We start from the raw sequence: 13,498 nt of genomic DNA on the forward strand, positions 1-13,498 counted from the left end.
CGTTGTCCACAGCTTGGTCACCCGATGACCCCAGACGACGCGCAGGTTTCGTCCATGCCGGGCCGGTCCTGACCCGGGATCGCGGCTTGTCGTTGACAGACACGCGACGACATGGAGGGGGATTGACGGCAATCGACGGGGATGGACGTTGACGGACGGTCGCCGGACCGCGCGGCGCCGCGCGGGGCGTGCTAGCTGGTGCGCATGCGCGTTCCGGAAATCCCCGAGGAGATCGCGCCGGCCGCCGGGGCCGGCGACCCGCCGGCGCCGGCGCAGGTCGCCGCCCGCCCGCTGATCCGCAGGAGCGCCGGCGTCCCACGTTGGCGCGCGCGGCTCGCCGACAACGACGCGGCGGCGCTCGCCGAGCTCCTCCGCAAGGCCGGCGGCACGGCCTCGGCGGCGCGCGCCGTCGCCGGCAAGGTCGTGCGCCACGCGTTCGGGGCAGAGCCGGGCGCGCCCGACCCGGCGTGGGACGCGCGCGCGCTCGCCGCCCTGGGCGTCGGGGCGTGGGCGCACGAGGCGCTCCTCGCGCTCGATCCCGGCCTGTCGCTCGAGGTCGCCGAGCGGGCGCCCTCGGCGGACGACACGCTCCGGCTCGTCCTTCGCGCGCGCGACGGCGCGCTGATCGAGTCGGTGCTCATCCCGGGGCCGGCCCGTACGACGCTCTGCGTCTCGAGCCAGGTCGGCTGCGCCCGCGCGTGCGCCTTCTGCGAGACGGGGCGGCTCGGGCTCGCGCGCCAGCTCGCCGCCGGCGAGATCGTCGACCAGGTCCGCATCGCGCGGGCGATCGCGGCCGAGCGCGGCGGCGCGCCGCTCCGGAACCTCGTCTTCATGGGCATGGGGGAGCCGTTCGACAACCTCGGCGAGGTGCTCAAGGCCATCCGGCTGCTCACCGACCCGCGGGCGTTCCGGTTCGCGCCGTCGCACGTGACGGTGAGCACCGTCGGCGTGGCGGACAAGATCGAGGCGTTCTTCCGCGAGGCGCGCGCGGAGCTCGCCGTCAGCCTCAACGCCCCGGACGACGCGCGGAGGCAGGCGATCATGCCGGTGAACGCCCGCTTCCCGATGGCCGCGCTGAAGGAGGCGCTCGCGCGGTCGCTGCCGCAGGGACGCCGCGTGCTGTTCGAGTACGTGCTCTTCGACGGCTACAACGACGCCCCGGAGGACGCGGACCTGCTCGCGGCGTACGTCGCCGGGCTCCGCTGCCGCGTGAACGTCATTCCGTGCAACCCCGGCCCGGACCCGGCCCTCCGCCCGCCGTCCGCGGAGCGGCTCGACGCCTTCGTCGCGCGGCTTTCCGGCCTCGGCGTGACGACGCTCGTGCGTCGGCCGCGCGGGCGCGACGTGGGCGGCGCCTGCGGGCAGCTCGCCGGGATGGCCCGCCTCAGGCAGCCATCGCCAGCGTGAGGGCCGCGCTGCGGAAGCCCACAGCGCTCCGGACGCCCACGCGCAGCGCCCCGTTGCCCGCCGCGAAGGTGCGCGCGACCTTGCCGGCGTGCTGGTTCATGCGCGCGACCACGGCGCGCCGGTCCGCGTCGCGCTTCTGCGCGAGCAGGGAGAGCAGGTCGTCCCAGACCCTGTCGCGCCACATCTTCAGCATGTAGAGCACGACGCTGGAGACGGTGCGCTGCACGTCCCTCGTGAAGGTCGCGATCCGGGCGAGCGGGCAGCCGTAGCGATCGCTCAGGATCGCGAAGATTTCCGGCATCGCCGCCGCGAGAATTTCATTCACAAGGTCGTGGTCGTGGCGGTACCGGGCGAGAAGGCGGGCGTCCTGCTCCGCCCCGTGCTGGACGATGTTCCGGTAGAGGCCGAGGGCCAGGTCGTAGTTGATGTGCGCGTTGATGCCGAGGAGGGCGTGCACCGCCGCCGCCGTCCCGCGCGCGCCGTTGCACTGGAACGCGACGTCCCACGCGTCGACGCCCGTGGTGCGCTCGTCCAGCGAGGCCTCGAGCGCCTTCAGGTAGTACTCGCAGAAGATCCCGGCGAGCCGCGAGATCCACGCGGGCTCGAGGAACCTGCGATCGTTGCCGTCGATCACCGCCTCCTTCACGCGGCGCGTGATCACGGCGTACACGTCCGGGAACACCGCCCGGGGGTCGTTCCTCTCGCGCAGCCGCGCGGCCACCGTCTCCAGGGCGACGAGCGCCTCGGCGACGTTCGCGGGCTTCATCGTCACGCCCTCGAGGACGGCGCGACGCGCGGTCGACACCGCGGGAGGGCACGCGGACGACGACCGCGTCTGCTTGCTCAACATCGCCAGGGGCCGCTCGGAAGTAAGGGTGTTCATGGCTGCGCTGAGCGAGCGAATTCAAGGATCGTGCCCGTATGTCCGGTTCGCAGTCGTACACTTCGCCCGACCGCCCCGGAGCACGCAGCGCGGAGCTCGAGCGCGCGCGATCGTCGTGGGCAGGTGGGTCCGTCCCGCCCCCTTCAGCGGACTTTCCCGTGAATCCAGCGGAGATCGCCCTCCGGAACACCCGGGCAAGCGCCGGCGATCCCCGCCGGTGGTCGATGGCTATCCGGATCGGGCCGGGGCAAGGGTCGGTACCTGGGCGAAATCTCCCGACAAGGTGAGAAAGCTGACCCGCGCGCCAAAGTGCCCCATGAGGCAGTTTGTTACGCGCGGACGGATAACCTCCACGCAAAATGCGGGAGCTCCTGACGCCGCGCGCCGTTTCCGCGACTTGACGCGACGGTGTGCGACGTCTGCGCTTGCATCCGGAATCTCGGCCCGCGGGGCGGCGCCACGTATCCTGGAGGGAGCGATCCGCGCGTCCGCGCGCCTCGTTTCCTCGATCCTTTCCTCGACCCATCGAACGGCGCGCGGGAGATCCGCTGCTCTTCCGCGGCCGCCACCGCCGAGACCCATGAGCTTCCTCAAGATCGTCTGCTCCGAGCCGACCAACGAGCTCGCTTCGTTCCTCCAGGCCCTGCCGTTCGAGCCCGCGGAGCCGGTCATCGCGCTCGTGTTGAGCACCGCGGATCTCGCGTACCCTCTCGTGGCGGCGCGGACCTTCCTCGCGTCGGCCCGCGAGAGCGGCGCGTCACACCTCCTCTGGGTGGCGCCGTACCTTCCTGCTACGACGAGCGTGGGGCGACAGATTCGCGACGCTGAGGCATTTCTCCGCGCTGCCGGTCACCGGTTGACCATCGTCTCTCACGGGCCGCTGCTCGGCGCGCTCGACCTGTGGCGCGACGACATCCGGCTCCGTCGCACGCTGCCGCTGCCGCTCGGCGACGGCGCGCTGCCGTGGGTGGCGCCGGCCGACGTGGCGCGCATCGCGCTGCGCGCGCTCGAGCAGCCCGGCCTCGCCCCGCCCATCGTCTGCGGCCCCGCGCCGTGCACCGGCGCGCAGGTGGCGGCCGCGCTGTCCCGCGCCGTCCGGGGCGGCCTCGCGAGCGAGCGCTTCGCCTGGCGGCGGTTCGAGGAGATCGATCGCGACGACAACCGCGCGCTCAGCGAGGACGAGCTCCTTCCCTACCTGACCGGCCTCGGCGTTCCTGCCGACGAGGCGAGGGCGCTGCTCCACACCGCGGACACGACAGGGGACGGGACGCTCGATTTCGAGGAGTTCACCGCCGGGTTGCGGGGGCGGCTCGACAACCTCGTCCAGCAGCTCCTCCGCGAGGACAGCTTCGAGATCCGGTACGTGGACGCGCCGGCCGAGGCGGCGGTGGCGGCGCTGGTCCGGGCGGGCCTGCGGAAGGCGGCGGCCGAGGCGCTGATCGAGGGCTGGACCGGCCTGGCGCGGGAAGGGATCCCCGCCGGCGTTGCCGGGGACGGCGGCGCGGACGACGCGTGGCTCGAGCTCCCGCCGGCGAGCGTCGACGCGTGGGCCGAGCGGCGCGCGCTCGACTACGTCAACGTCCACCTCCTCCCCGGGCAAGGGCTCCTCTCGCTGCGCGAGGGGCCCGTCGAGGACAGCGCCGTGATGGGCGCGCTGGCCGGCAAGGCGGCGGTGATCTCGAAGGTGGTGGACAGCAGCGGCCGGCTCCTGGCGCTCTTCCGCGCGCTCGACGGGACGGGCGTCTCGGCGCGGTGGCTCGACGCGGCGCCCGCGAGCCTGCGGTGGGTCGTGTGCGGCGACCGCGACAAGCGCCGCGCGCTGCTCGTCGCGGACGGACAGCTCGCGGGGCTCCACGTCGAGGGCGCGTGGCAGGGGCTGCCGTCCGCGATGCGGCTGCTCATGGCGCGGGCGCCGCTGCCCGGCTGGCAGCTCGCGACCTTCCGGGAGCTCGGCGAGCTGAAGCTCGACCAGCCCGCGGCGCTGTTCGAGCCGGAGGAGGTCGTGTGCAACTGCGCCGGGGTCAAGCGCGGGCAGATCGCGAGCCTCATCGAGGCCGGGTGCGACAGCCGCGCGGCGCTGTCGGAGCGGACGCGGGCGGGCCAGATCTGCGGCGGGTGCGTCCCCGCGATCGAGGAGATGTTCGGCGGGTCGAGCCTCGTGCAGGCCGAGGTGAAGGGGGCGCAGGAGCTCGCTCCTGGCATCTTCCAGATCAAGCTCGCGCCGGTCGGCGGCGCGCCGGAGGCGTCCGTGCCCGGGCAGCACGTGCTCGTGCAGGGCTACCTCGATCGGCGCTGGGTGGCGCGGGCGTACACGCTCTCGGCGCCGGCGGTCGCGGGCGGGGAGTACGAGATCACGGTGAAGCGCGAGGAGCTCGGGGTGTTCTCGCGGTGGCTGTGCGAGCGCGCGGCGGCGTCGCTGCTCCGCGCCTCGGCGCCGCGGGGCAGCTTCGTGCTTCCGGGGCCGCCGGTGGACCGGGTCGTGTTCCTCGCGGGCGGGATCGGCGTCACGCCGGCGATGGCGATGCTGCGGGCGCTCGACGGGCGGGCGGCGCGCCCGGACCTCGGGGGCTTCTTGCTGGACTGGTCGGCGTCGCGCGCGGCGGACTTCGTCTACTTCGAGGAGGAGCTGCGCGCGATCGCCGACCGCGCGCCCGGCGTCGCGTTCCGCCTGCGAGCGACGCGGGCAGAGGGGCGGCTGTCGCGGGGGGACGTGGCCGAGCTGTACCCGTACCGGCCGGGGTCGCGGGCGCTCGTGTGCGGGCCCGAGGGGTTCATGCGCGACGCGCACGAGCACCTGCGCGCGGCGGGCTGGCCGGAGGACGCGATCCAGCGGGAGCTGTTCACGTCGAACGTCGACGCGGCGGGCGCGATCCGGCCGATGCAGATCCGGCGGGCCGGCGCCGTCCCGGCGGCGGGCGGGGTCTGCCCGGTCGAGCACGCGTCGTTCCACCTGACGCCCACGGCGAAGGAGGCGGTCCCGACGGAGGCCGAGGCGTTCCTGCGCCAGTGCTACGCGGAGCTCGGGGTGCCCTCGGCCGCGGAGGAGCGCTGGAAGGAGGTGCAGGCGAGCCTCGAGAAGCACGGGACGTACGAGCACCTGCCCGACGAGCTGGCCTACGGGGCCCGGCTCGCGTGGCGGAACAGCTCGCGGTGCATCGGGCGCTTCTTCTGGTCGACGCTGCAGGTGCGCGACATGCGTCACCTGAAGACGGAGGAGGAGATCTTCGGGGCGTTGGTCGAGCACCTCGACCTGGCGACGAACGGGGGCGACATCCGGGCGATGATGACGGTGTTCCGGCCGGGGGAGCCGCGGATCCGCATCTGGAACGGGCAGCTCGTGCGGTACGCGGGCTACCGGCTGCCGGACGGGGGCGTCCTCGGCGATCCGGCGAACGTGGAGCTGACGGAGCAGGCGCTGGCGCTCGGCTGGCCTGGCGGGGAGCGGACGCGGTTCGACCTGCTGCCGCTCATCGTCCAGATCGGCGACGGCCGGCCGCGGTGGTTCGAGCTGCCGCGGGAGCGGGTGCTCGAGGTGCCGATCGTGCACCCGCGCCACGCGTGGTTCGCCGAGCTCGGGCTGAAGTGGCACGCGCTGCCGGCGGTCTCCAGCATGGCGTTCGACGTGGGCGGGGTGCAGTACACGGCGGCGCCGTTCAACGGCTTCTACATGGGGACCGAGATCGGCGCGCGCAACCTGAGCGACACGACGCGGTACGACCAGCTGCCGCTCATCGCGGATCGCCTGGGGCTCGACCGGTCGCGCAGCGACACGCTGTGGCAGGACGCGGCGCTCGTCGAGCTGAACGTCGCTGTGCTGCACTCGTTCCGTCAGGCCAAGGTGCGGATGCTCGATCACCACGCGCTGTCGGAGTACTTCAAGAAGTTCGAGCAGCAGGAGCGGGCGTGCGGGCGCCCGGTCTACGCGGACTGGACGTGGATCGTCCCGCCGATGTCGGCGTCGACCATGGCGGTGTTCCACACCAACATGGAGAACAAGATCCTGAAGCCGAACTACTTCTATCAGGACGATCCGTGGAAGCCCCAGAAGGGGTAGGGGGGCCAGGACGCCCGGCCCCCGGCGGGGTGCGCGACGGAGCGGAACCGTTGCGAGGGGGGTGGCGGAGGGGTGCGCGACGGAGCGGAACCGTCGCGAGGGGGGTGGCGGAGGGGGGGCGCGACGGAGCGGAACCGTTGCGAGGGGGGTGGCGGAGGGGGTGCGCGACGGAGCGGAACCGTCGCGAGGGGGGTGGCGGAGGGGGTGCGCGACGGAGCGGAACCGTCGCGAGGGGGGTGGCGGAGGGGGGGCGCGACGGAGCGGAACCGTTGCGAGGGGCGGCGGCCGGGGGTGCGCGACGGATCGGGTCCGTCACGGAGGGGCGACGGCCGGGGGTGCGCGACGGATCGGGTCCGTCACGGAGGGGGGACGGCAGGGGGCGCAGCGGCTCGCGTGTGCCAGGAAGAGCCGCGGTCGGGGGCCCGGGGACGGTGAGGCGTCCGTGCTCGCGCTGGCTGTCGTCGAGCTCGGCGCGACCGACGAGTGCATCGCCTGGATCCAGTCGGCGGTGCAGGGCGGCCTCCTTGACGAGGCCTGCATCCTGGAGCTAGGCCGCAGCGGCCGCTGGCTACACCCGGTGAGCGACGCGGTCTTCGAGGCCTTCGCGGGGGCGCTACTCGGCGGTGCGTGGATCGAGCACGCGGCGGCGGCGCTGAAGGTCCTTGTCGATCGCATCGAGGACCGACCCGAGCGCGCGGCGCCCCTGCGAGCGCTCTTGCTCCGGGCGCTCGAACGCCTGGCGCCGCATCGCGTACACGGCATGACCGGCCATTCCTGGGAGCTGGGGGCGCGGCTCCTCATCGAGCAGGCGGAGGCGGCGCGCGTCGCGGAGCTCGCGCTCGTGGCGCTGTCGCAGCCTCCCGGCGCCAAGGAACACGCGTGGGCGGCGTTGCATGCGGCCGCCGCGCGCGACGCCCGAGCGGCGTGGGGGGCCGTCGCGGCGGCCCTGGACCGGCGCGACCTCGCGGCGGGGCGCCTGCGGATGGCGTTCATGTTTCATCATCGCTCCTCGTTCGCCTGGCCGGCCGAGGACGTCCTCGCGTGGGTGGGGCACGACGCGCGCCGTGGTCGCACGGCGGCCGCCATCGTGCGCCCCAGCGTGCCCGACCTCGATCCCATCTGGCGCGCCCTTGTGCAGCGGTTCGGGCCGCGGAGCTCGGTCGCGGAGGAGATCATCGCCCGTGTCCACAGCACCGACGGGGCGGTCGCGAGCCTGGCCGAGCACGACGCCGAGCAGCGCGAACGCGCGCGCGCGTGGCTCACTGACCCCGATCCGCTCGTCCGTGCTTTCGCTGAGCGGCTCGTCGAATTGCTGACGCAAAGCCATGAGCAGCACGCGGCCGACGAGGAGGACGAGCGCCGCCGCTGGGGCACGTAGGCGTGGCGAGGTCGTGTGATGCTCGGCGATGCCGTCGTTCCTGCACGTTCGCGGGGTCAGGGAAACACGTCGTCGAACCTGTCGCTGAGCAGCATCGCGAAGCGGAGCACTCGGGTGGAGAGGTTCTTTCGCGGGTCGCCGAGAGCCGCAGCAATTTGAAGATCGCGAGCCGGCCAACGGATCTCGGCGCGGGCGTCCTCCCACGGATATTCGAGCTGCGGACCCTCGGGAGGGGCGATTTGTGGATGTGCCTGCTCGAGCGTGCCCACGACCCATAGCACGTCCTCCCAGACTTTCGTGCCGCCAAGCGGTTCCAGGAGCCTTCGCTGTTGTCGCAACGCGAGGAGCATTCGTGAGGCGGCCCCGTGAGACCCCCTCGCCCAATCGAGCGTCACTGCGCCGGATCGAAGCAGCGCGGCCTTCGCGATTTTCTCGAAGACCATCTGGAGCAGCATGGCGAACGTGGACGGCGAAGCCGCTCCGATGGCCAGCGCGCCTTTCAGGTCGGCCCTTGCCTGGGCGAGGTATCCATCTGCCCAGTCCCGGATCGTGGCCATGGAGAGCTACACGATCCTTGTGAGGGCGTCCTTGTCCCAACCTCGCGGCAGCGAGAGCTCTCCGCGATGAACTGCCTCCCACTCTTGAGGACTGAGCAGAATCACCACGGACGGATAGTCGATTCCTTGATCTGGGCGCTCGGCAAACCGGAACGGCAAGACTTCCTTCGGGCCTGCGGACCCGACGGAGCCAGACACCTCGATCAGGCGGATCTCGCCCGGCGCCTCCGACAGGTAGATCGCGGTCGTCGCTGGGTCTTCCTCGCGGTGTGCCTGCGCGAGCTCCTTCGCTACCTCGAGCACTGGCTTCATTGCGCATGCTGTTTAGCACGGGGGATCTCACCGGGGTAGGGCGGCGGGCGTACGCTGGACGCGGGCCGTCCGCCAAGGTCTGGCTCGGCATGTCGGTCTTCCTCACCGCGCGGAGCTCCCGCCCTGCCGAGGCGATGCTCCCGGAACTCTGCGGAAGTGGCCTTTCCTGATCATCCCGGACAGGTGCGATGGTACCCTCCGCGTCCTCGATGGATGACGAAGAGCTCGCAGCGCAGCGCGTCGGCACGCGGATCGGCAGCTGGACGGTGGAGCGCGTGCTCGGGGGCGGCGGGATGGCGAGCGTGTTCCTCGGCCGGCGCGCCGACGGGCAGGTGGCGGCGGTGAAGGTCCTTCACCCGTCGCTCAGCCAGATCGAGGAGCTCCGGAAGCGGTTCCTGCGCGAGGGGCCGATCGGCAGCGCCCTGGCCGCTGTGGGCCCGCTCTGCGAGGGGCTGCCGCTCGTGCTGGAGTCGGGGGTCGCGGACGACGGCGCCGCGTACCTGGCCATGGAGGTGCTCGAGGGCGAGACGGTCTTCGACCGGATGGCCCGGGTGGGCACGCTGCCGGCAGGCGAGGTGCTGGCGCTGGCCGAGCGGGTGCTCGACGTGCTCGTCGTGGCGCACGCGCACGGCGTCGTCCACCGGGACATCAAGCCCGAGAACCTGCACATCGGGTACGACGGGCGGGTCAAGGTGCTCGACTTCGGCATCGCGCGCGTGCTCGATCCGCTGCCGTTCGGCATGGGGGAGCTGCCGGAGAAGACGGCGACGAAGACCGGGGTGGCGCTCGGCACGAGCGAGTACATGGCGCCCGAGCAGGCGACGGGGAACGTGCGCGAGATCGACGGCCGGACCGACGTGTTCGGGCTGGGCGCCACGATGTTCCGGCTGCTCTCCGGCCGCGCGATCCACGGTGAGGTCGCCGACGCGCGCCTGCTCATCGCGGCGGCCACGGAGCGGGCGCCGTCGCTCGCGGCGTGCGCGCCGGCGGCGCCCTCCGAGGTGTGCGACGTCGTGGACCGCGCCCTGGCGTTCCACAAGGCCGAGCGCTACCCCGACGCGGCGACGATGCGCGCCGACGTCCGCGCGGTGCGGGCGGGCCGGCTGCCGCCGTACGTGGTGGCCGTGGAGGAAGGGCGGATCCCGGCGGGGGCCCCGCTCCCGCGCCGCTGAGGGCGTCCTCCTCGCGGAGGGCGCCCTGCACGGCCGCGGCGCGCGTCAGTGGCGGCCGGAGCAGCGGAGCCGGCCGTTGTCGTTCTCGATGTCTCCCGGGCAGCGCCGGTAATCGATCATGCGCGTGATGCGGTAATTCCCCCTCCGGTCCTTGCACCTCGCGTACAGCGTGCCTCGTTCCGTCCGGATGTCCGTGCACGTCCTGCGGTAGGAGCCCCGAGGCTCCCGATCCCGGTGCTGGGCCTGCGCCGGGGCGCTGCTGGACATCACGGTGGACAGCGAGAGCGCGCCGAGGACCAGCGCGACGAGCGTGTTCTTCATGGTTCTCCCCCCACGTTGGCGCAGCGCCTCGCGGGGCGATGCGTTGCTGAGCTCATGGGGCGGGGACGCCGGGGGCGCAATCCTGCTGGAGCGGTGAGGGGGTGAGATGTAGAAGAGAAGAATTGAACCACAGAGGGCACAGAGGGCACAGAGGGCACAGAGGGGAGAGAGGGAGAGAAGGCCGATCTCGGTTTGTCGATCCGCTGTTTATCCATTCTCTCTTTCTGTCCTCTGTGCCCTCTGTGCCTCTGTGGTTCAATCTCTCTTGTCTTCCACGAGGTGTCGAGCTGCCTCGATTCATGGAGCCGCGCTGTGGAGATGGATGGAAGGGGCCAAGACATGACGGCATCGCGCCGATCCTGGTCGGAGCCGGGCCTCTGCCCGCAGCTCATGGCGCTCATGGACACGGTGTTCCCGGGCGTGGCGCAGGTGATCGAGCGGGCGCGCGCGCTGGGCGCCGCCTGGGAGGACGTGACGACGCCGTTCGTCGCGTCAGCCGGGGGGCGAGCCCGTGAGCCACGTCAGCGTGATGGGCTTTGCCATGATGCTGGACGGGACATCGACGGAGGTGGGGGGCCTGCACGCGGTCTGCACCCTGGCAAGACAACCCGCTGGCGCGCCGCCAGGTCCCGCCCGCCACCAGCCCGCAGCGCGCCTATCGGCTTCTCTGCTCCTCGTCCGCGAGCAAGCGCGCCGCCATCGCGAGATCTGCCTGGAAATGCGCCCGCGCTGCGGCGCGCGCCGCCTCGTCGGGCATGCGCAGGAGCGCCGCCGGGTGGTACGTCGCCATCCACGACTCCGCCCACGGCGTCTTGAAGACCTGCCCGCGGCTCTGCGTGACGCTGAACCGACCGCCGAGGAACGAGCGCGCCGCCGTCGCGCCGAGGCACACGATCACGCGCGGCCGCACCGCCTCGACCTCCGCCTGGAGCCAGGCGCGACAGGCCTGGATCTCCGGGCCGAGGGGCCTCGCGTGAAGCCGGCGCTCGCCGCGCGGCTCCCACTTGAAGTGCTTCACCGCGTTCGTCACGTAGATGCCGCCCCGCGACAGGCCCGCTCCGGCGAGCGCCTCGTCGAGCACGCGCCCCGCAGGCCCGACGAACGGACGCCCGCAGAGGTCCTCCTCGTCCCCGGGCTGCTCGCCGACGAGCATCAGCGGCGCGCCCGCCGGACCCTCGCCGAAGACCGTCTGCGTCGCCCGCTCGCACAGCGCGCACGCCTGGCACGACGCCGCCGCCTCGCGGAGCACCGGGAGCGCGCGCGAGCCGGGCACGTAGGCCTCCGACGCGCTCGCCGCCCCGCTGCGGCTCGCCTGCATCGCGTCGACGCGCGACGCCGCGTCCCGCACGAGCTCGCTCATGACCGACAGCTCGGGCAGGGTGCTCCAGTGCTTCGCCGGCATCTCCGCGCGCATCGCCCGGAGGTTCACCCGCGCGGGGTTGTAGATGGCCCTGTAATAGGTGCGGAACAGATCCTCCAGCTCGTCCTCGCGCGGCGCCGCGTCGCGCGGCAGCCCGGGTCCGTAGCGGAGCTCGGCGCCGTCCCAGTGCGCGGACTCGTCCGGCGTCAGGATCGACCACGCCATCGACGGGAAGCGCCGCTCGAAGAACGGCGCGCCAAGGCGCACGATGCGGTGGTCGGGGCGGTACCACGCGACGTAGCGCTCGCCGCCGCCCTCGTCCTCGACCCGCCGGAAGCGAACGAACGCGTGCATCTTGTGGACGTCGCGCTGCACCGCCTGCTCCAGGGCGCGCAGCCTCGCCACGTCGGGATCGGCGGCGACCTCGAGCAGGTAGGGCTCGCCGTGCGTCAGGCGAAACAGCGCCCGGTAGAGCAGGGAGAAGCGCGCCGCGTCGCGGTGGCAGGCGACGGCGGTCGCGAGGCGCATGAAGGCGGCGGGGACGCGCGGGCGCGGCGCGTCGTCCGGCGCGGCCGGCGCCGCGCTGCCGGCGCCGAAGAGCACGCCCTGGCCCTCCACAGCGACGTCCTCCCAGAGGACGTCCTCGGGGAGCGCGCCGCGGGCGAGGAGGGCGCGGGCGGCGTCGCGGAAGGCGTCGAACGTCGGCGGGATGGGCGCCCGGATCACAGCTCCCCGGAGCGCGCGACCTCGCGCGCCTCGAACAGGCCGAGCTGCGCCGGCGGGCGGACCCGCTGCGCGAGCCCGGCGCGGTCGAGATCCCGCGCCGCGGCGCGGTGCTCGTCGGCCGTGACGAGGAACGGCGCCGCGCGGGCGACCGGGACGCGGAGCCGCGCGAGATCGGCCATGCGGACCGCCCGGTGGCGGCGCATCGCGAGCACGCGCTGGACCGTCCGCACCCCGAGCCCGGGCACGCGCAGGAGCGCCTCCCGGGGCGCGACGTTCACGTCGACAGGGAAGAACTCGCGGTGCGCGAGGGCCCAGGCGAGCTTCGGATCCATCGTGAGATCCAGGTTCGGCGAGGCCGCGCTGAGGAGCTCGCCCGCGGTGAAGCCGTAGAACCGGATCAGCCAGTCCGCCTCGTACAGCCGGTGCTCGCGCGAGAGCGGCGGCGACTCGGCCGGGAGCCGGGCGTCCGCGTGCGGGATCGGGCTGAACGCGGAGTAGTAGACGCGCCGCAGCCCGTGCGCTGTGTACAGCCGCGAGGCGGTGGCGAGGATCTCCTGATCGCTCGTGGGCGTCGCGCCCACGATCATCTGCGTGCTGTGCCCCGCGGGCGCGAAAGCGGGCCGGCGCGGGCTGGGGTCGCCCTTCGCCTCGACGATCCGCGCGTGGATCTCCGTCATGGCGGCCTCGATCGCCGGCATCGTCTTCTCGGGCGCGAGCGCCGCGAGATCCCGCTGCGTGGGCAGCTCGACGTTGACGCTGAGCCGATCGGCGTACCGCCCCGCCGCGTCGAGGAGCTCGGGCGAGACGCCGGGCGCCGCCTTCAGGTGGATGTAGCCGCCGAACCGGTGCTCCTCGCGGAGCGACCGGGCGACCGCCACGAGCTGCTCCATCGTGTAGTCGGGGCTCTTGAGGACTCCCGAGCTCAGGAACAGCCCCTCGATGTAGTTCCGCCGGTAGAAATCGAGCGTGAGCGCGACCACCTCCCCGGGCGAGAACCTGGCCCGCTCCACGTCGCTGGACAGGCGGTTCACGCAGTACTGGCAATCGTAGATACAGACGTTCGTCAGCAGGATCTTGAGCAGGGAGACGCAGCGGCCGTCCGGCGTGTAGCTGTGGCAGATGCCCATGCCCTCGGTGCTGCCGATCCCCTGCGGCAGGGCGGGGCGGCGGGAGCCGCTGCTCGCGCAGGAGGCGTCGTACTTCGCGGCGTCGGCGAGGATCGCGAGCTTTCGCTTGAGCTCCATGAACCGGGACAACCTTGGGGACTCGGCCCCTTCTGGCAAGCCCCGCGCGGCCGCTGCGAAGCGAAAAGCAGGGCAAGGGGCGGC

The 13,498-nt window shown here is 72.9% G+C and carries 10 protein-coding genes; 4 read left to right on the forward strand and 6 right to left on the reverse strand.

Annotation, left to right across the window (positions count from 1 at the left end):
* Positions 1-204: 204 nt before the first annotated feature.
* Positions 205-1,407: a 23S rRNA (adenine(2503)-C(2))-methyltransferase RlmN gene (rlmN, locus tag WMF24_RS08240; RefSeq protein WP_437735819.1), complete on the forward strand. Its 1,203-nt coding sequence runs from the start codon at positions 205-207 to the stop codon at positions 1,405-1,407.
* Here the strand turns inward: rlmN and WMF24_RS08245 are convergent.
* Entirely contained in the window at positions 1,385-2,290 is a 906-nt protein-coding gene (locus tag WMF24_RS08245) for a DUF5995 family protein (RefSeq protein WP_437735820.1), read from the reverse strand. The two genes, rlmN and WMF24_RS08245, sit on opposite strands and share 23 nt — an antisense overlap.
* A gap of 580 nt (positions 2,291-2,870) precedes the next feature.
* On the opposite strand from WMF24_RS08245, the gene WMF24_RS08250 reads away from it, so the two are divergent.
* Positions 2,871-6,344: a nitric oxide synthase oxygenase gene (locus tag WMF24_RS08250; protein WP_437735821.1), complete on the forward strand. Its 3,474-nt coding sequence runs from the start codon at positions 2,871-2,873 to the stop codon at positions 6,342-6,344.
* A gap of 442 nt (positions 6,345-6,786) precedes the next feature.
* A complete protein-coding gene (locus WMF24_RS08255; protein ID WP_437735822.1) occupies positions 6,787-7,722 on the forward strand; it encodes a hypothetical protein in 936 nt (311 codons plus the stop codon).
* A gap of 56 nt (positions 7,723-7,778) precedes the next feature.
* On the opposite strand, the gene WMF24_RS08260 is transcribed toward WMF24_RS08255, so the two are convergent.
* Together WMF24_RS08260 and WMF24_RS08265 are read right to left on the reverse strand one after the other, a co-directional pair.
* Positions 7,779-8,279, reverse strand: coding sequence for a hypothetical protein (locus tag WMF24_RS08260; protein ID WP_437735823.1), 501 nt, complete (start codon positions 8,277-8,279; stop codon positions 7,779-7,781).
* 6 nt (positions 8,280-8,285) lie between these two features.
* On the reverse strand, positions 8,286-8,591 hold the full coding sequence (locus WMF24_RS08265; RefSeq protein WP_437735824.1) for a hypothetical protein: 306 nt from the start codon (positions 8,589-8,591) through the stop codon (positions 8,286-8,288).
* A gap of 209 nt (positions 8,592-8,800) precedes the next feature.
* Between WMF24_RS08265 and WMF24_RS08270 the strand changes: the two genes are divergently transcribed.
* Complete coding sequence (locus tag WMF24_RS08270) at positions 8,801-9,763, forward strand: serine/threonine-protein kinase (protein ID WP_437735825.1); 963 nt, start codon at positions 8,801-8,803, stop codon at positions 9,761-9,763.
* Positions 9,764-9,808: 45 nt separating this feature from the next.
* Here WMF24_RS08270 and WMF24_RS08275 read toward each other — a convergent pair whose 3' ends face one another.
* The 3 genes from WMF24_RS08275 to WMF24_RS08285 form a co-directional block, all read right to left on the reverse strand.
* The gene (locus WMF24_RS08275) at positions 9,809-10,084 is read right to left on the reverse strand and encodes a CVNH domain-containing protein (RefSeq protein WP_437735826.1); all 276 of its coding nucleotides are present in this window, start codon (positions 10,082-10,084) and stop codon (positions 9,809-9,811) included.
* A 655-nt stretch (positions 10,085-10,739) separates the two neighbouring features.
* Positions 10,740-12,170, reverse strand: coding sequence for a UdgX family uracil-DNA binding protein (locus tag WMF24_RS08280; RefSeq protein WP_437735827.1), 1,431 nt, complete (start codon positions 12,168-12,170; stop codon positions 10,740-10,742).
* On the reverse strand, positions 12,167-13,414 hold the full coding sequence (locus tag WMF24_RS08285; protein WP_437735828.1) for a putative DNA modification/repair radical SAM protein: 1,248 nt from the start codon (positions 13,412-13,414) through the stop codon (positions 12,167-12,169). The genes WMF24_RS08280 and WMF24_RS08285 overlap by 4 nt, the downstream gene beginning before the upstream one ends.
* Positions 13,415-13,498 lie beyond the last annotated feature (84 nt).

The organism is Sorangium sp. So ce1335 (genome assembly GCF_051521615.1).
Lineage (GTDB): Bacteria > Myxococcota_A > Polyangia > Polyangiales > Polyangiaceae > Sorangium.

Bases quoted from the DNA above. Each gene is read 5' to 3' on its own strand.
- WMF24_RS08250 (WP_437735821.1), top strand. From the start codon at position 2,871: ATGAGCTTCCTCAAGATCGTCTGCTCCGAGCCGACCAACGAGCTCGCT.
- WMF24_RS08275 (WP_437735826.1), bottom strand. From the start codon at position 10,084: ATGAAGAACACGCTCGTCGCGCTGGTCCTCGGCGCGCTCTCGCTGTCC.
- WMF24_RS08245 (WP_437735820.1), bottom strand. From the start codon at position 2,290: ATGAACACCCTTACTTCCGAGCGGCCCCTGGCGATGTTGAGCAAGCAG.
- WMF24_RS08285 (WP_437735828.1), bottom strand. From the start codon at position 13,414: ATGGAGCTCAAGCGAAAGCTCGCGATCCTCGCCGACGCCGCGAAGTAC.
- rlmN (WP_437735819.1), top strand. From the start codon at position 205: ATGCGCGTTCCGGAAATCCCCGAGGAGATCGCGCCGGCCGCCGGGGCC.
- WMF24_RS08260 (WP_437735823.1), bottom strand. From the start codon at position 8,279: ATGGCCACGATCCGGGACTGGGCAGATGGATACCTCGCCCAGGCAAGG.
- WMF24_RS08265 (WP_437735824.1), bottom strand. From the start codon at position 8,591: ATGAAGCCAGTGCTCGAGGTAGCGAAGGAGCTCGCGCAGGCACACCGC.
- WMF24_RS08270 (WP_437735825.1), top strand. From the start codon at position 8,801: ATGGATGACGAAGAGCTCGCAGCGCAGCGCGTCGGCACGCGGATCGGC.